Source organism: Palleniella intestinalis (assembly GCF_013166595.1).
In the GTDB taxonomy this organism is placed as follows: domain Bacteria; phylum Bacteroidota; class Bacteroidia; order Bacteroidales; family Bacteroidaceae; genus Prevotella; species Prevotella intestinalis.
This window is the reverse complement of the sequence record NZ_JABKKG010000004.1, coordinates 258,831-277,244: the sequence shown is the minus strand read 5'-3', so window position 1 is coordinate 277,244 and position 18,414 is coordinate 258,831. Positions and strand designations below refer to the sequence as shown.

Below are 18,414 nucleotides of genomic sequence, written 5' to 3'. Positions count from 1 at the left end.
ACCTTTGCACAGCATTATGTGTACGAACAAAACCATTGACATAGACAGCCTGCTGAGAAGCAAAATGGGGGACAAGGCAAACATGGTGCCACGCTTCCTCGCCAACTGGCTGAAACGCATCCTCCACGAGGACGAGGTAAACGCATTCCTTTGGGAGAGCCGCAACGAGAAGGGAGTCCCATGGCTGCAGCGCTGTGTGGAATACCTTGGCATGAATCTGCAAGTCGAAGGAATGGAGAATCTTCCGCCCGCCAACGACGGACGGAGGTACACGTTTGTGTCCAACCATCCGCTCGGGGGAATCGACGGAGTGGCTCTCGGCGCACTGATAGGCAAGCACTACGACGGAAATTTCTCCTATCTCGTCCGCGACGAACTGATGTTCCTGCCGGGACTTGCACCTCTCTGCATCCCTATCAACAAGACCGGAAAGCAGAGCCGCGCATTCCCTGCAATGGTGGAGGCGGGCTTCGCCTCGGACAAGCACATGCTAATGTTCCCAGCCGGTCTGTGCTCGCGACGCCAAAAGGACGGCACAATACGCGACATCCCATGGACAAAGACCTTCGTGGTGAAGTCCATAGAGACCCACCGCGACATCATTCCCATACATTTCGGAGGACAGAACTCCGACAAGTTCTACCGCATCGCAAACCTTTGCAAGGCGCTGCACATAAAATTCAACATCGCAATGCTGTTCCTTGTCGATGAAATGTACAAAAACCGCAACAAGACTTTCCGCATAAGCATCGGCAAACCAATCCCTTGGCAGTCACTCGACAAGTCGAAAACACCGATGGAATGGGCAAAAACCATACAGGACAAGGTCTACGATTTACAGAAATAGAAAAGTACACTTTGTACACTGCCGAGTACACATAGTACACTGAAAAGTACACTAAATACACATCACATATACAATTTTCTCCGATTTCATCGACAAAAAGAACACACAAAGACCAACAACCCACAACCATAACAAAAGAACATGGAACAACCAATAATCGCACCAGTGCCAAAGGAACTGTTGAAAAGCGAACTGACAGAGGAACGCCAGCTGCGCCTTACAAACAAAAGCCACAACAGAATTTACATCATCACTGCACACAACGCACCGAACACGATGCGCGAGATAGGTCGTTTGCGTGAGGAGGCGTTCCGCGCCGCCGGCGGTGGAACGGGCAAGGAGTGCGACATCGATGAATTTGACATCTGCGAGAACTGCTACAAACAGCTCATCGTGTGGAACCCGGAGGAGGAGGAGATCATCGGAGGCTACAGGTTCCTGGAGGGTGAGGACTGGGATATGGACGAGAACGGGCAGCCTGTTCTCGCGACAAGCCACATGTTCCACTTCTCGGAGAAGTTCCTGAAGGAGTACAAGGATCAGACAGTGGAACTTGGAAGGTCGTTCGTCACCCTCGGCTACCAGAGTTCCGAAAAAGGTGCGAAGAGCATCTTTGCACTTGACAATCTGTGGGACGGTCTCGGGGCAATCACTGTCCTGAACCCCAAACTGAAATATTATTTCGGAAAAATGACGATGTATCCGTCATACATCCGTCGCGGAAGGGACATGATCCTGTACTTCCTGAACCAGTTCTTTGGCGACAAGGAAGCGTTGATTTTACCGATAAAACCGCTGAAAACAGACACTCCGGACTCTGAATTCGAGAACCTTTTCAATGCGCCGACGTTCAAGGAGAACTACCGAATCCTTAACCGTGAGATTCGCTCCCTGGGCTACAACATCCCGCCGCTTATCAATGCATACATGAATCTGTCGCCGACAATGAAGCTCTTCGGCACAGCCATCAACTACGGGTTCGGCGATGTGGAGGAGACAGGCATACTCATTGCCGTTGACGAGATATTCGAGCAGAAACGCGTTCGCCATATCGACTCTTTCATAAAGGAGCATCCTGAGTGCCGCACCATCACTTCCGGTGCCAACAAGGTCATCTACGAAGACAAGTCACAGCCATCCTCCGAAGATTTCAAGGAGGTGGAATAGCAGCACAAGAGAGAGACAGACTTGAACATCCGTCTTACAGTTGCAAAGAAAGAACCACACATTACACAACAAAGGCGCTATGCGCAAACATAACAAACATAACCCTTTCAACATGAAGAAACTATCAATTTTCCTTGCAGCGTTGGCAGTCGGAATGGCAGCGTACGCGCAAAATGCGCAAGAACTTGCGTTCGTCACAAAGAATAATGTAAACATGCGTGCCACACCGTCCACACAAGGAAAAATCGTGGGAAAGGCAAAAGAGGGCATGGTCTTTTACGCAGAAGCGGCAAATAACGGCTGGAGACTGGTAAAAAGCCCGACGGGAGAGAAGGCATACATCAGCGCGACTATGCTTGACAACCTCCGCCCGGAGGAATTAAAGGTCTACAAAGCCACAGACATCCTGAAAACACAGCAAGAGGCTGACGATGAAATGACAGCCGGATACACTGTGACAAAACAAGGAAAGAACTGGGAACAGGAGGAGACATGGGTGTTCATTGGCGACAAAACCGGAAAAAGCAACAAAGTGAAGGCGACATATACGACAAAATACGCCAACACAACCGGACTCGCACGTGCAAACGAGACAAACTATGTAGGCACAGTCAACGGATGGTACATCCTGCTCACCGGCACAATAGACTACAATGACAAGGTGGAGAAGTGTGAAACTCCTATTGTAGTATACCCTGCTTTCTCAGCAAACAGCGGAGTGTTTGTCGACGGAAACTATTTCCCGGACATGAGCGACACATCCAATTGGGGTGACTAAAAAAAACATTTCTCCAATAGCAGAGACAGAGCAACTGCGCTGTCATGCAAGGAATAAAAAAAACGAGCCCAATACAGACGGAAAAGGCTGCCACCCGAAATTCGGATGGCAGCCTTCCTATATATAACACTACTATTGGTCAACGCACGACAATCTTACATTTCTCAACATTCTTGCCACCTTCGCTCATCATAACAACATACACTCCCGGTGACAAGCGTGATGTGTCAACGCCAACGGATTCAGTGCCAGGGACGACATTTATCTTCTGACACTCCATGCCATTGCCGCCGATGACCTTGATTGCACGAGGGCTGTCGCTTGCGTCAAAACTAACATTAACAAGAGTGTTGCGCCTTGCTATTGTAGGAGAGACAGAGAAATGCGCCGGCATAGCGACCTTGGTAAGGCTTGTATTGGTTTTATCCACTTTATAAACACCATCCCCAATTTCAATATAGTTAGTGGTTCCGAAGCTGTACATGCACAACTCCAAATCTTTGTAGGCAGTCATTGCGTCTGTCTTTACAGAGCAAACCTCTACACCCTTATCATTGACAACCTTCACACCAACGATACAATATCCGTCTATGACATTTTTGTAGTATTCGCCGTATTCTTCTTGTGTATACTCAAAATGCCCCTTTTCTATAAGTGGGAGAATATACTCATAGCTATCATCATCATTAAAGAACGTCTGTGTTATATACCCAGCTTCTTTATTCACGGAAATCGAAGGATTGAAATATTCATAGAAAGCAGGAGTTGAAATTGCATAACTATCACGAGAACCCCATTCTACCCATGCTCCATTATCATCTTTTCTATAGCTGGTAATAATTTGTTCAAATGCCTCGAATGGAAAGGAAAACTCCTTTATAACGGAGAAATTTGTGTCAAAAACAGCAACTTTTCGTGGATTTTTATCGTCGTCATAATCAACAGTGTAGATTATCGGGATGTCATCCGCCCCCAACACAGCATTATTAACATAGATACACCGACCGTTTAGTGACAGGCTTGGTTTCTGGCTGATTTGCGCATTAATACTCTGTGCAAGGAATAAAGATGCACATAAAAACAAGTTTTTTTTCATAGTCATGTAAATTTTGGTTAGTAATTTATATTCATAATTCTCTGATATAGCATGAATTGACAAAAAAGAATTCTCCCTCTTCTTCCATTACAAAATTACTATAAAAACAGAAAAGCACCAATTACCCCCCCCATTTTTATTTTACTTATCCTTTTTTAACAGCTATTAGCAGCAAGACGGTTATCAACATTGGGAAAACTTTCTAACCTGTCCCCCATGTTTTAGAGACCTCTAACACCGGAAAAGCCAAACAAAGAAAAACCACCTTCCAATACTTTTGAAAACATACCATTACAAACAATAAAAAAAAAGGTAACGGTTCGCATTACAAACCGTTACCTTTTGTCATATAAATCGTAATCTTTTACCGTGTGAAAGGTTACCTTTCGCAAAACGACTCTTTCACGACTGTTTTAAGAACTGTAACACCCTGTATATCAAGATATTTCATTTTGCAAGTTTTTCTATCTCCACACGCAGACCATCAGCTGTGATTGCAGTGCCACAGATCGTGCCGTCAGGAGCGATGACGAAGAACGCGGGAATCCAACGGAGCTGCCAATTCTTGAATGTCGGGTCTTCACGCGTCTTCTTCAGATTGCTGATTTGCGGCCATAGGAAACGCTCTTTCCTCAACATATTCTTCCATGCCTCAGCTTGGAAATCAAAGCTGAAACTGAGCCATTTCATCGGTTTTCCGTTAGGTTGCATGTCCTTTGTCTCTTCATACAGTGCCTTCAGGGCAGGTATCTCACGACGGCAGTCACCGCACCAAGTAGCCCAGAAATCCACAACGACATACGAGCCCTTGAACGATTCAAGGGTTGTGACCACCCCGAGCGTGTCCTTTCCCGACAATTCAGGTGTCTTATCACCTGCTTTCAATGTGGGAAGATACTTTGCAAGTTCCTCCGCCGTCGGCACGAACTTGTCTTGTGCGAATGTCGAAAAGGCTGAGACGAGGAACAAAGTGGTAAGCAATAAAATCTTTTTCATACGTTTTTCTTTGGTTTCTTTATATCAAAAAACTGTTTACTCATATTATATTTTGATGCCTTCCGCTATGGCATAACCAAGTGATACACCCCTCCGGCATAGGGTCTTACCACGCCTTTCATCTCCAGTTCAAACAGCATGGCAACGACTTTCCCTACTGGAAGGCCGCTCTTTACTGACAAAGCACACGTCTGACAGTCACCCTCCTTCAGTATGTCGACGAGCTTCCGCTGCTCAGGAGAAAGGTCGGGGAACATTTCCAGCTGCACACCTTTCTTGCGTTCCTCCGCCTGCCGTTGTGCCGTCTGCCATCCGAGAGCCTCTACAATGTCATTGGCAGAGGTGAGCAGAGATGCTTTGTTGTCACGGATGAGTGCGTTGCAGCCTTCAGAAGAAGTATCGCTGACACGCCCGGGGAACGCGAACACATCACGTCCATAGTCGTTTGCGATGCGTGCAGTAACAAGACTGCCGCCGTGAGCTTTGGACTCCGCCACTACAGTACAGTCACCCAAACCTGCCACAATGCGGTTGCGGCGCAGGAAATTCGGTCTGTCGCAGCGTGTCCCCGAAGGATATTCGCTTACGACACCGCCATGGGCGAGCATCTCAGCAGCTATGGAGCGGTGGGACGCAGGATACATCATATCCAAGCCATGAGCGACAACGCCCACCGTTTCCGCACCGTTTGCCAATGCAGCTTTATGGGCGCAGACATCTATGCCATAAGCCAATCCGCTGAAAACCACCACATCGGGCACTATTGCTTTCAGGTCACGGACAAGACGGCTGACACAGTCCTGCCCGTAGGCAGTGTTCTGGCGTGTGCCGACAATGGAGACTGTATGGCACGCATTAAGGTCGGCATTGCCTATGGAAAACAGCACGACGGGCGCATCTATGCAGTCACGGAGACGCTGCGGGTAGCTTTCATCGTCGAAAGTATGGATGCTGACACCCTTTTTCGCGCACCATTCCACCTCCTTTTCCGCCCATTGCAACGCCTCTTTCCAGTCGGAACGCAGCAGTGAGCATAGGGTTTCCGACGCCTCATTGTCCACTTGCCGGATGTCCATGCGGTTGTCGTACAGCTCCGCCATTGTCCCTGCAGCAAGGCAAAGGCGCATGGCAGCCTGCGGATGGTTGAAGGTCAGTCGCTGGAATGCCAGTGATTTATGGACATTGTCATTCATTCAGATACTTCTCAAAAGCCTTGTTGCACACTTCACTCTCGCCAAGTCGCCCGTTTATCAGGCAGACAACATCCACCTGTCCGCGGAAACAGAGCGCGTCATTCTCCTGTATGCCCTCGTCGTTTGTGCGCAGGCGGTAGATGTCGTGAAGGAAGATGTAACGCAATCCCTCTTTTTTCAGGCGCACACAAGAGCGGAACTCGTCATCAGGACAAAGGGAGATCTTGTACTGAAGGTTCATGCGTGCCACGACAAAGTCCTCGCCTTTCTTGTGCATTTCGGAGAAGGAAATTCCGCAATGCTGCAGGAAAAGGTGGCGCGTGTGCTCTGTGTAGTGCAGATAGTTGGCATTGTTGACTATGCCTTGGATGTCGCATTCGTAGTCGCGCACCTGCATGATTGTCTCGTAATGGTATGTCATGGTGTTATGATGTTTGTTCTATTATGTGTGAAAGTTCCTCTATGCTGTTTGCCACAATTATGTAGTCGTTCCAATGGCCGCGCACCATGCCGTTGTCCTGCATGAAGTCAAGCAAGGCGATTGTCGTGTCCCAGAAGCCGAGAACATTATAAAGGACAACCTTTTTCTTATGGAAACCTATCGTGTTTCCTCCCGCCTGAGTGAAAATTTCGTCAAGCGTTCCTATGCCGCCGGGCAGTGCTATGGCGATGTCCGATTGTGCAATCATCAGTTCCTTGCGGTCATCAAGACCGTTTGTGGGTATGTAGACATCAATGTTGTCCGACACTCGTCCGCTCCTTTCCAATGCGCGTGGCACCATACCGACAGTCCTGCCGCCATGGGCGTGCACCGTATCGCCGATGCACCCCATGAGTCCGCAGTTGCCACCGCCCCATACGAGCGTGTGGTTGTTGGCAGCCATCCATTCGCCAAGACGGCGTGTGGCTTCGTAATATTCCTCGGCAATGTTGTTGTTTGCCGAACAGTAGACCGCTATTTTCATTCTTGTGTTTTTTGATTCAGATATTCGTAACCGAAGCGGCAGTTAAGGCAGTCCCTTCGGTCACAGTATTGTTTTTTAAGTTGGATTAGTGCCTGCGAGTCGCCGGCAGAGCACACATCAAGCCCCACATCACGCCACATCCTTGTGATGTTATTGTTCTCCGATGGAAGTTGCTCAAGCAGGTCAAGTGCACGCTCACACAGATGCTCCTTCACGAAACTTTTTCCATAGGCGAAAAGCATCGGTATGGCACAGTTTATCATAAGAAGGTTGACACTGTTCTTTGACAATCCCTGCCCAAGGAGTTTGCCGAGACTTTCGGTTGTCTCGCAGGCAAGGAGCTGGGACAGTGAGGTGCGGCTCTCATGGAAAAGGTGTGCAAGCTGCCGTATGCGCACATCGGGGAAGTTCTGTGGGCGCATGCGCATGAACCGCCATGCCGGTGCGCATCGCCGGCTGCCGTCAGGGAGAGTGTCGTACACCACCGGTGCGACCGAGAACTTTCGGCACAGGTAGTCGTATTCCTGCTGCATGCGCGGATTATCCTTTATCAGTCCGGCATGCCCGAGGAAGAGTGCCTCCACCTGAAGAAGGTCATCGCGGTGGTGGGCGACAGCCTTCAGTGGCAGTGTCATGGCCCATTGTTCAAGGGCTTCTGTGTTTGAGCCGAAACCGAAACTGCGTGCGAGGGACACGAAATAGGCATGTTCCCAATCGCCGTCAAGCTGTTGGAGGTACTCACTGACAGCGGTGGTCTTCTGCATAAGGCGTTCCGTCTGGAGGGAAGCCATCCATGAGTGTATCTTCAAAGACGTAAGATTCGGGATATTCTTATAGCAAGGCGGATAACTGTCCACACTTAGCAGTTCTTCATAGTTCTCTCGCACGTGTGCGGGTACATTTAAAATAAACTCCGGCAGTTCACATCCATTGCTCGTAACAGCCTTTCTACCACTGGAAGCCTGGGAGACAACATGCAAGATGACATTATTGTATGCCTCATCCTTGTCGTGCTTATGAGCGAACCAATCCTTTGCTGCAATATGCATTTCAACATTCCCTGCCCACAACTCCCCACCTATCCTGACCTTCGCATTGAAGAAGTCCGGGCCGGAACTGGAGTTATGGAGTCCGGAGTCCGCGATTTCCAATTCCCTGCCGTCAGTTGTCATGAGCTTGCCCTCAGGAAAAATCCTGTGTTTCCAGCAATAGTGCAACAGTTTTTCCATTATTAAAAACTTAAAAGTGTTATGTATTGCTGCAAAGTTCGTCATTTTCCTACAATTTCGCAACTTTTTCCTAATTTTTCTTCACTTTCGCTTGGTAATTAAAAAAAAGTACGTATCTTTGCAGCGTGCTTTATTATTAAAGTATTCCACTTATTTAAATATTATCAATTATGAAAAAAATCGCAATGTTTGTTGCTGCCGCTGCGATAGCAGCTTCAGCAAACGCACAGAGAACTGTGGTTACAGCTTCAAAAGCTTCTGACAACATCTATGTAGGTGTCAATGCCGGTGTAGCAGCTCCTACCACACACCACTCTGTATTCGGAAACCTCTCTCCTGAGCTTGGTGTACGTATTGGCAAGAATTTCACAACTGTATTTGGCGTTGCAGTTGACGCTACAATGCATTTCTCTTCTATGCCATCCGAGTTCAACACAAAGACATGGGTAGACAACACTAACATCTCCCTCCTCGGTACAGCAAACCTTTCCAACCTCTTCGCAGGATACAAAGGTGAGCCACGCACATTCGAGGTAATCGCTCTCGGCGGTTTCGGATGGAACCACACATACGGCATTGAGGAGAAGGCTAACGCCCTCACTTCTAAGGTAGCCTTGGATTTCGCTGTTAACCTTGGCAAGAACAAGGCATGGCAGGTTTACCTCGAGCCATCTCTCACTTACGGTCTTCAGGGATGGGGCGCTGCTAATTGCGAGGACAACATGAAGTACAACATCAACTGCTCAGGCATGGCTCTGAAAGTTGGTGTAAACTATAAGTTCGGCAACTCTAACGGCACAAACAACTTCGCTGTAGAGCAGGTTCGCGACCAGGCTGAGATTGACGCACTCAACGCACAGATTAACGCTGCACGTTCTGAGGCTGACGCTGCCAAGTCTGCTGCTTCAAGAAAAGACGCAGAGATCGCTCGTCTGAAGAAGGCTCTCTCTGACTGCGAGAACAAGCCGGCTCCTGTAGTAGAGACAAAGGCTGCTAACCTCCAGCCATCTGTAGTATTCGCTCAGGGCAAGTCTGTTGTCGAGAGATCACAGATGTCTAACGTTGAGATGATTGCTAAGTACATGAAGAACAATCCTAACGCTAGAATTAAGATTTCCGGCTACGCATCACCGGAAGGCTCTAAGGAGCTCAACCAGAAGCTCTCTGAGAAGCGTGCTGCTGCCGTTAAGGATGTCCTCGTTAAGAAGTACAAGATTGCTGCTGACCGTCTTGAGACAGAAGGTCTTGGCGCAACAGACAAACTCTTCGACGAAGTTGAGTTCAACCGTGTTACTCTCTTCAACGACACAACAAAGTAAAATAAACTAATTCTTTTGTGTAGAGGGTTTCTTTATAACAAAGAGACCCTCTATATTTAATTTTAGAGGAGCCTCGTCTTCGGGGCTCCTTTTTTAGGCGGATTCTAAAAGTCAGGAGAAAACTACAAGTGATAGGCAAAAACAATCAGCAATAAACACGCAACTTGCCTGTCATCTTTTCTAAAAGAGACAAAAGGCAAGGCAAAAGAATCCAACCTAAAAAACAATAATAAAAATCTTGGTTTTTAGAATCTTACTACCAATATGGCAAACTTTGAAGAATTGGGTGTCAACGACACCATCAGGAAAGCTATCGACGAACTGGGCTTCGTACAACCGATGCCTGTACAGGAGGCTGTAATACCAAAGCTCCTCAACGAAGGCAGCGACATCATCGCATTGGCACAGACAGGAACAGGAAAGACTGCCGCATTCGGTCTTCCTCTGCTGCAACGCATTGACCTCACCACACGCCGGACACAAGCCGTGGTGATGTCCCCAACAAGAGAGCTGTGCCTCCAAATCAGCGATGACCTCAAGGATTTCGGCAAATACATGGAAGGCCTTCGCATCACAGCAGTCTACGGAGGCGCACCTATCGACTCGCAAATACGCCAACTCAAAAAAGGCTCACAGGTCATCGTCGCCACACCGGGACGCCTTGTCGACCTCATCAACCGAGGAGTGGCAGACATCTCCACCGCCACGACAATAGTACTTGACGAGGCCGACGAAATGCTTAACATGGGCTTCGCCGACAGCATCAACGCCATATTCGAACAACTTACCGACAACCACCGCACACTGCTCTTCTCCGCGACAATGTCAAAAGAAGTGGAGAAAGTGGCAAAGAACTATCTGCATGACTATGAGGAGGTTGTCGTCGGCTCACGTAATGAAGGCGCGGAGAATGTTGACCACACATTCTACATGGTCACAGCAAAACAGAAATATCTCGCCTTGAAGCGCATCGTCGATTTCTATCCTAAAATCTACGGAATAATATTCTGCCGCACAAAACTCGAGACACAGGAGATTGCCGACAAACTCATCAAGGACGGCTACAACGCAGAGTCTCTCCATGGCGACCTGTCACAACCACAACGCGACCAGACTATGCAGAAATTCCGCCAGCATACTGTGCAACTGCTTGTCGCCACTGATGTTGCAGCACGCGGACTTGATGTCAACGATCTCACTCATGTCATAAACTATGGCATGCCTGACGACACGGAATCCTACACCCACCGCTCCGGACGCACGGGACGCGCAGGAAAGAAAGGCTCCTCAATAGCCATCGTGCACAGCCGCGAGAAACACAAAATCCATGCCGTAGAGAAAATCATACAGAAGAAATTCATCAAGGGAGCACTCCCTACCCCACAGGAAATCTGCAAGAAACAGCTCTTCCGCGTAATGGACCACATCACGAAAGTTGATGTCGACGATGAGACAATCAACCCATTCATGGAAGAGATACAGCGCCATTTTGAGTACTTCGACAAGGAGGACATCATCAAAAAGATTGTCATGATGGAGTTCAGCAAATTCTTGGAGTACTATGCTGACGAACCGGACATTGAGGAAGTAAGCGAAACAAAGAAAGGCAAGGACAAGAACCGCGACGGACGCCGACGTGACCGTGACGGACGCGACCGCGGACCGGAGCACAAGGCGGAGAAGGGCTACACACGCCTTTTCATCAATCTCGGCAAGGCAGAGGGCTTCTATCCGGGAGAAATCATGCAGTTTGTCAACCAGCATGTCTCAGGAAAAGGCAAAGGAGGACAGGGCAAACGCCAGGAAGTCGGACACATCGACCTCATGTCTCACTATTGCTTCATAGAAGTGCCTGAACGGGACGCTGACAATGTCATGGGCGCACTCGATGGGACAACCTACCATGGACGTCAGGTACGCTGCAACGCTGAGGGCGACGGCAAGCCGGAAGGGGCATTCAATGCTCCTATCAACCGTTGGAACAGAGGTGACGACCGTTTCAGCCGCACCAAGAAACGCCGCCGCGATGACGGCAAACCGTTCTTGAAGCCGTCAAAGAAGAAGAACCGTCAGGCAGGAGAATTCACTGCTGACGACTGGCTCTCACTCATGCAGGACAACAAGAACTTCAAGTTCCATGACAACGAGCCGGACTTCTCCGAGGAGGGATGGGCACGCAGAAAGCCTAAAAAGAACAAGAACAAGTAAAATAAGTTCCCACTTTCGCAATACGCGAAAGTGGGAGGTTTTAATTGATACATCATGATTAAACATGAGGTAGCACAACATGACGCAACATGATTAATCATGCTACACCAACCACACACCACCCAACCAAAAAACATCACCACATGAAAATAGGCAACATCGAATTAGGAGAACGCCCTCTGTTCCTTGCTCCCATGGAGGATGTCACGGACATCGGTTTCCGCCGCCTGTGCAAGCAGCAAGGAGCGGCAATGGTCTATTCGGAATTTGTCGCCGCAGAAGCCCTTGTACGCTCCGTAAAGTCCACTGTCGAGAAACTCACAATCTCCGAAGACGAACGCCCCGTAGGCATACAAATCTATGGCAGAGATGCCGATGCCGTCGTTGAAGCGGCAAAGATTGTAGAGACAGAGGCACACCCTGACGTCATAGACCTGAACTTCGGCTGCCCTGTAAAGAAGGTGGCGGGCAAAGGGGCAGGCGCAGGAATGCTCCGCAACATACCGCTGATGCTTGACATAACCTCCCGTGTCGTGAAAGCAGTCAGCACTCCCGTCACAGCCAAGACACGCCTCGGATGGGACCATGAGAACCTTGTCATCACCACACTTGCCGAGCAACTCCAAGACTGTGGCATACAGGCACTGACAATCCATGGCAGGACACGCTCACAGATGTACACCGGCCAAGCCGACTGGACTCTTATCGGTGAGGTGAAAAACAACCCTCGCATCCACATCCCTATCATCGGCAACGGTGACATAACCTCCCTTGCAGAAGCCGATGCAGCATTCAACGATTACGGTGTCGATGCTGTCATGGTCGGCAGGGCGACATTCGGCTGCCCATGGTTCTTCAACAAAAAGGAGTTGTCCCTCGAAGAGAAATTCCACCTCCTGCGGGAACAGCTGCGCATAAACATCGAGCGCATCGACGAGCGGCGCGGAATACTCCACACACGCCGCCACCTCGCTGCCACACCTATATTTAAAGGTATACCGGACTTCCGACAGACACGCATCGCCATGCTGCGCGCAAACACTCTTGACGAGCTACTCCCTATCCTCGACGAAGCCGAACAGCGCATCCGCGATATGCAGGCAGCAAATCCACAAAACGACAATTGCTGAGAACAACGACAGAAGACAACTATTGCACCATAAAAAGCAGTAACAATGGACAGAAAGGGTAATCTTTAGTTAATTAACCTTAACAAACAACAGTTTTTCATGCCTTGTCTTCTGTCTTTCAGCTTTTTGTTGTACCTTTGCACTCGCTTTTACGCAATGGCGCGTTCGTATATCGGTTAGTACCCAAGATTTTCATTCTTGTAAGAGGGGTTCGACTCCCCTACGCGCTACCACTCGAATATCATGTATCGCCGCAGTTGATGCGGCGTTTTGGTACATGAGGGTTTCAACTAATCCGCCCAGGGCAGCCTCAACGACGGCGCAAGACCCACAGGCTATTACTCAAACAATCAAAAATCATTAACAGAAATGGCAAATCACAAGTCATCAGAGAAGAGAATCCGTCAGACCAAGACCAAGACTCTCCACAACAAGTACTACGCTAAGACTATGCGTAACGCAGTGCGCAAGCTCCGCGCAACAACCGACAAGGCAGAGGCAACAGAAATGCTTCCTAAGGTTCAGAAGATGCTCGACAAGCTCGCAAAGCAGAACATCATCCACAAGAACAAGGCTGCAAACATCAAGTCAGGACTCGCCCTCTACATCAACTCTCTCTAAGAGAACGTTGTACAAGGCCGGCAATCATGACATAGCCGTGGCGTACAGCCACATACAACAATACGCAAGACCACTTATCAGCAATGGTAAGTGGTCTTTTTTTATGCCCTCATCCGTTTGTTCAGCAGGAATATTCTGAATCCGCATAAATCCACATGTCCAAATATCTTCTCATACAGATTTAGAAGATTTATTATTGTGTATGGCAAAAATAAATATCCCCTCACATCATGAAGAATTGATGCAAGGAAACAGCAAAAGGTGTGGCAGAGCCACATTCTTCATGGTAACCACTGGCTTCAGCCATGTGGATTGTGGGAATATCTCTGATGCTGTGTGGTGGAACCACACTCCTTTATCCAAAATCGGTCATTAGGGCTATTTGGGTTTAATGGTAAACATGTCAAAGAACGCTGTAATCCCTACCCACCATTTTCTCTTGGTTTCGATTACAATAGAAAGATAATGCAAAGGTACAATATTTCACAAGCGATTCCAACTTTTATAGGGGTATCAATGGGGGTATATACAATTCAGCCGGTATTTACCGGACATTAATGAAATCAAGTTCCACATGCAGACTTTCATCTGCTTGCGGAACTTGAAATCCATATATCACCTAAATATACTCACCAATGATTCAACTACAGCTGCCCCAACATACAAACAGAGTTACAGCCACATCCCAATCATCCTTGAGTACAACATTTATCGGATGCGAAGCAAAAAAAAATAACAGAATCTGACCATTTGTCTCTCCGCAACCAAGCTACTTTTCACAGCCGGACTTCCCGGAAACAGTTGACAACAAGAGCCTCATATACTCCTCATCCGTCGTTTCCCAACTCGTCTGTGCAATGGCTTTCCCCTGTCTGTCAAGGATGCAGAATGAAGATGCACCCATCTTCTTGGTATTCACGCCAAAGCGTTTCTCAAAGAAATCAAAGACCTTGTTCATATAATTGGAGAAATCTATCATCTTCGGTTTCTTTGGATTAATTGAGTAATACTTACAATCAAGTTTGTTCTTCTTGACAAAGCCCTCCACAAAAACCTTGGGATGTCCGCAAACGACAAACAGTTCAGCGTTCTTCTTGTCCTTCAGCAGCTCCAGAACATTAGGCAGCGTTTCCATTATGCATGGGCATGCGCCATGGAATACATACAACACGCGGTAGTCTGCATCGGATGACATAATCCTGTTATACAGACTGTCCGTGCTGATACTCACAACCTGTGCTTGCATCATGACCGAACAAACGCACATGACAAGCAACAGTAATCCTCTCTGCATCATATTCATTTTTATATCCAAATGCAAAGAAAAAAATCATTCTATACTCCCTGTTTCACGAGACCAACCTTTAGTGTTGATGAACAAGACCGCAATGTTAAGGAAAAAACAAAGAGTATAAAGCACACGAAAATAAACACTGCTCGGATTCAACCATACGAATGGTATCGTTATGGCATAAAAACACAGTACGAATAATACTACTTTTTTCATATATATATATGGTTTTATTGGTTATAGGTCTAAGCATCGGCAGTAAAACACATGGCAAACGCCTGTCACATCTTTTTCGTTTACTGTTTGTCATCTATTTTCATGATTTCTCTTTTGCAAATATACAATTTTTATTCCACAAATACAACATTTGTATAAAAAAAATCCATAATTAATTCTTTTTTAATACAATTACCAGCATATCATTTACAGAAAGAGATGAAAAGAGAGGGCAATGCTACATCATCGCCCCCTCCTTTTTTGATTAACGCTTTGCACATGTTGCAATGAAATATGTCGCAAGAGATTTGCTGACCAACCACATTGAAGAGCCTCTTGTTCAAGATGCTGCGTATATTCGTGACACGCTGCCTCTTAATATTCATCAGTACAGCAATCTCTGAAGGGATAAAACAAAGGCGGGTAAGGATGCACAGTTTCTGCTCTTCCGGTGTAAGGCTTTCCGACTTCTCATGCAGGGCATCAAAGAATTCCGGAAGATACTTGGTGGCAACACTCATGAATGTCGACCAGTCAGCAGCCGTAGGCATTGCTCCTTTGGAAGCATGCCTATGCATCACGGCAAGTATCTGGTGCTGTTGCAGATTCTGCTCCACCATAAGTTTGTTGACATCTAAATCATCTTGGTATATTGAAAGATTTTTCTCCAAACTCTCAATCCTGCTCCGCAATGATGCTTCACAAGAAGTACCGTCTTCCTTGTATTTGCTGTATTCTGCCAAAGCCTCATTGTAATCATGCAATGCCTGAGTGTATTTACTGTTAAGTTTTTTCAGTTTGTAAAGCATTCTTATTTTATATTGTTTATAAAACAAATAGAATGCGCATATTATCACTACAACAGACACAAAACAAAAGAACAACATCCGCCATAGGTTTTGTACCTCCTTGGATTTCTCCAAAGCCTCCTGCTGGTGGGAAGAATAGTCATAAAGAGATTGCACCCTACTCACCTCCTTTGCAGAGTTCCTTATGTTTGCCGTGTCATTGGCATCGGCATAAAGCCTTGCATATTTCACGACAGAGTCAGCCTGATGCAAGTCCATATAGACCTCCATCAAGCCTTTATATCCGTTCTCAAGGTTCATGATTTTCTCATCATAAGAAACAAGTTTCCTATAATAATAAAGGGCGGAGTCTATATTACAAGATTTATGATAATATTCTCCTAAACAATAGTAAAAGAGCTCGCATCCTTTCTCCACATTACCATTTTTGTCCACCAAACCTGATTTTGAAATATATTCATCAATCTCACGTTTTGCCTCGTCCAAAGCATTTCGTTCCAAATTATAAGATATTGTAGTAGCCAATTCTGATGCTGCCAAGGAATCGGCTCCCATTTCTTTGCACAATCTGTATGTTGTCCTGGAAACCTCTGCTGCTTTTGTTTTATTGTTTTCCAGCCAATATATTCCGGAGATTTTCATCATACTTTGCATTATCATTAGTGTGTCTTTGGCGATCTTTGCCATGGCAATGGCTTTGTCCAACATTTCCCGCTCTTTCTTCGGATAGCGTTGCTTATGGAACAGTTCCGCCATCTGGACATAGATTCTTCCCAACAGTTCATAGTTGCAGCTATTGGAAGTGGTGTCGGCAAGGTTCACGGCTTTCATGTAGTATTCCAATGCCGTAGGGCTGTTGCCCTTGTCGCGGTAGACACAGCCCTGCATGTAGTTTGCACGGATGCGCTCCTCCCTTGTGCCGTGGGAGTCGTAAAAGCGGAGGACGGAGTCCACAAAAACGGCGTTTTTCATAGAGACATAGTCAGAGTTCATCTTCTCCGCTTTTGTGAGCAACTCGCTCATGCGCTTCCTCTCGCCTGGAGTGGTGCATGATGACTGTGTCACAGCTATGATGAAGAATGCAACGAGGGTATAAAGTATATGTTTAGGTCGTATTGTCATTTGTATATATCTGAGTATGTTCCATTTCAATTGCAAAGATAATGATTTTTTACATAAAATCATATATTATAACAATAAAATTCCGATTTCATCGACATTTTCATAGATATACGCATAATAAATTAGTTCTCTAAAATACATCAACCCAAGAGTTACAGGCGGCTCTAAGAAAAGAAAGAAGCCAAAGAAACGGATTCGCCATTGCGCAGGAATGCATCATGAGGATTTATGGGGATTGTGCCATTCAGGAAGGTTCTTTTGATTCTTTGTTTTCTTAGAGCGACAGCAAAAAGAATCGGGCGATACCGGTCGCAGAACGAAAGGTTACGGTTTGCATGGTAAAAGGTAACGCTTTACACGACAAAAGGTTACCTTTCGCATCATGAAAGATAACCTTTTGTCACACACTTTATAACAAATTGATTTATAGTCAGATAAACTCTTACCAACAGACAGTGGCAAGCACCTGCATTTCCATGGACTTACCTCCCGGCGTTCCTCCCTGCCTTATTGCGCTGCGCCTTGCCCTTGTGGTGCATCAGACGGTTCTTTGTCTGCTTCTCCAGTTCATAGACACGCTTGATTTGCTTCTGGGTCAGGAACTTGCTGTACTCCTTGTAGTATTTCTTGCGTATGTCGAGAATCTTCTGGCTGTGGTCAAAATCCGCCTTCAGGCTCTGTTCCGCCTCAGCGTCCGTCATGCCCGGAGCGTTGCGGCGCATGCCCTTGCCACGCTTGGGACTGAGTGCCCACACCTCTTTCTGGCACTCCCCATAGGTCTTCACGAAGCGATTTGCCGTAGCATCGTCCATTGCCATTGCCTCGGCAATATGCTTCGCCTGCTTCTCCGCAAGCTGCTCGCGCGTCATGGCAACCCTCTTCTGCTTATCCTTGTTTGCTGCCTCCCCACGCGCAGAAGCATTCATCGCCCGCTTCTTCCTCTCCACACGCTCCTCAGGTGTCATGCGCTGCTTGTCATTGTCCTGAGCTTTTGTCTCCACACTGCATGCCATCACTGCAACGGCAAGCAGCAAAAATCTGAAAAAATGTTTCATAATCCTGTTGTTTTAATTTGTTATTATAATGTCTATTCTTCCATGAACACATCCTCCTGATACACCGAAAGCATGTACATCTGATCCTCAGGACTGAGGTTGCAGAAAGCCTTCTCGACCTCCGCAAAGTCCGTGTGCCGTGGCTCATGCCCGCCTGAGGAGAGCACGAAAGCAAGAACCACGGAGGCAGCGGCTGTGGCTGCCATGCCTGCCTTGACGCACCGGGACAGGCGGAAGCCCCGTTTTTCTTCCGTCCTGCGGCACGCTACCCCATTGAGGACATTATCCTCCATCTCCTTGAAAAAGCCGTCAGGAACGGTATAAGGCATCCTTTTGCCTACCTTGTCGAAATCAAATCTGTCCTTCATCATT

General features: G+C 47.2%; 17 protein-coding genes and 1 tRNA gene. 8 read left to right on the top strand and 10 right to left on the bottom strand.

Annotated features, from left to right (window positions below; all coding sequences use genetic code 11):
- Positions 1-16: 16 nt before the first annotated feature.
- From glsA to HPS57_RS07610, 3 genes are all read left to right on the top strand, one after another.
- Positions 17-847 carry a lyso-glycine lipid O-acyltransferase GlsA gene (gene glsA, locus HPS57_RS07620; RefSeq protein ID WP_172181781.1) on the top strand — a complete coding sequence of 277 codons (831 nt, stop codon included), beginning with the start codon at positions 17-19 and terminating at the stop codon, positions 845-847.
- A gap of 141 nt (positions 848-988) precedes the next feature.
- Complete coding sequence (gene glsB, locus HPS57_RS07615; RefSeq protein ID WP_172181779.1) at positions 989-2,014, top strand: glycine N(alpha)-acyltransferase GlsB; 1,026 nt, start codon at positions 989-991, stop codon at positions 2,012-2,014.
- Between the two features lie 112 nt (positions 2,015-2,126).
- Complete coding sequence (locus tag HPS57_RS07610) at positions 2,127-2,792, top strand: SH3 domain-containing protein (protein ID WP_172181777.1); 666 nt, start codon at positions 2,127-2,129, stop codon at positions 2,790-2,792.
- Between the two features lie 139 nt (positions 2,793-2,931).
- Here the strand turns inward: HPS57_RS07610 and HPS57_RS07605 are convergent, their stop codons facing one another.
- The 6 genes from HPS57_RS07605 to HPS57_RS07580 form a co-directional block, all read right to left on the bottom strand.
- Positions 2,932-3,888 carry a T9SS type A sorting domain-containing protein gene (locus tag HPS57_RS07605; protein ID WP_172181775.1) on the bottom strand — a complete coding sequence of 319 codons (957 nt, stop codon included), beginning with the start codon at positions 3,886-3,888 and terminating at the stop codon, positions 2,932-2,934.
- A 447-nt stretch (positions 3,889-4,335) separates the two neighbouring features.
- The gene (locus tag HPS57_RS07600; protein WP_172181773.1) at positions 4,336-4,884 is read right to left on the bottom strand and encodes a TlpA family protein disulfide reductase; all 549 of its coding nucleotides are present in this window, start codon (positions 4,882-4,884) and stop codon (positions 4,336-4,338) included.
- Positions 4,885-4,949: 65 nt separating this feature from the next.
- Positions 4,950-6,077 carry a DNA-processing protein DprA gene (gene dprA / locus HPS57_RS07595; RefSeq protein ID WP_253946496.1) on the bottom strand — a complete coding sequence of 376 codons (1,128 nt, stop codon included), beginning with the start codon at positions 6,075-6,077 and terminating at the stop codon, positions 4,950-4,952.
- Positions 6,070-6,498, bottom strand: a complete 429-nt coding sequence (locus HPS57_RS07590; RefSeq protein ID WP_172181771.1) for an acyl-CoA thioesterase — start codon at positions 6,496-6,498, stop codon at positions 6,070-6,072. Before HPS57_RS07590 ends, dprA begins: the two co-directional genes overlap by 8 nt.
- A gap of 4 nt (positions 6,499-6,502) precedes the next feature.
- A complete protein-coding gene (locus HPS57_RS07585) occupies positions 6,503-7,042 on the bottom strand; it encodes an LOG family protein (protein WP_172181769.1) in 540 nt (179 codons plus the stop codon).
- Positions 7,039-8,271 (bottom strand): DUF2851 family protein, encoded by a 1,233-nt coding sequence (locus tag HPS57_RS07580; protein ID WP_172181767.1) that lies wholly within the window; start codon positions 8,269-8,271, stop codon positions 7,039-7,041. Before HPS57_RS07580 ends, HPS57_RS07585 begins: the two co-directional genes overlap by 4 nt.
- A 170-nt stretch (positions 8,272-8,441) precedes the next feature.
- On the opposite strand from HPS57_RS07580, the gene HPS57_RS07575 reads away from it, so the two are divergent.
- The 5 genes from HPS57_RS07575 (at position 8,442) to rpsT (ending at position 13,549) form a co-directional block, all read left to right on the top strand.
- The gene (locus HPS57_RS07575) at positions 8,442-9,590 is read left to right on the top strand and encodes an OmpA family protein (protein ID WP_172181765.1); all 1,149 of its coding nucleotides are present in this window, start codon (positions 8,442-8,444) and stop codon (positions 9,588-9,590) included.
- 264 nt (positions 9,591-9,854) lie between these two features.
- Complete coding sequence (locus tag HPS57_RS07570) at positions 9,855-11,798, top strand: DEAD/DEAH box helicase (protein WP_172181763.1); 1,944 nt, start codon at positions 9,855-9,857, stop codon at positions 11,796-11,798.
- Positions 11,799-11,941: 143 nt separating this feature from the next.
- Positions 11,942-12,928: a tRNA dihydrouridine synthase gene (locus tag HPS57_RS07565; protein WP_172181761.1), complete on the top strand. Its 987-nt coding sequence runs from the start codon at positions 11,942-11,944 to the stop codon at positions 12,926-12,928.
- A gap of 158 nt (positions 12,929-13,086) precedes the next feature.
- Positions 13,087-13,161 (top strand) — tRNA-Glu (locus HPS57_RS07560).
- A gap of 136 nt (positions 13,162-13,297) precedes the next feature.
- Positions 13,298-13,549: a 30S ribosomal protein S20 gene (gene rpsT / locus HPS57_RS07555; protein WP_172181759.1), complete on the top strand. Its 252-nt coding sequence runs from the start codon at positions 13,298-13,300 to the stop codon at positions 13,547-13,549.
- Between the two features lie 769 nt (positions 13,550-14,318).
- Here the strand turns inward: rpsT and HPS57_RS07550 are convergent.
- From HPS57_RS07550 to HPS57_RS07535, 4 genes are all read right to left on the bottom strand, one after another.
- On the bottom strand, positions 14,319-14,846 hold the full coding sequence (locus HPS57_RS07550) for a hypothetical protein (RefSeq protein ID WP_172181757.1): 528 nt from the start codon (positions 14,844-14,846) through the stop codon (positions 14,319-14,321).
- 413 nt (positions 14,847-15,259) lie between these two features.
- On the bottom strand, positions 15,260-16,987 hold the full coding sequence (locus tag HPS57_RS07545) for a tetratricopeptide repeat protein (protein ID WP_172181755.1): 1,728 nt from the start codon (positions 16,985-16,987) through the stop codon (positions 15,260-15,262).
- Positions 16,988-17,469: 482 nt separating this feature from the next.
- Entirely contained in the window at positions 17,470-18,042 is a 573-nt protein-coding gene (locus tag HPS57_RS07540) for a hypothetical protein (RefSeq protein WP_172181753.1), read from the bottom strand.
- 32 nt (positions 18,043-18,074) lie between these two features.
- Positions 18,075-18,413, bottom strand: coding sequence for a hypothetical protein (locus tag HPS57_RS07535; RefSeq protein ID WP_172181751.1), 339 nt, complete (start codon positions 18,411-18,413; stop codon positions 18,075-18,077).
- Position 18,414: the final 1 nt, after the last annotated feature.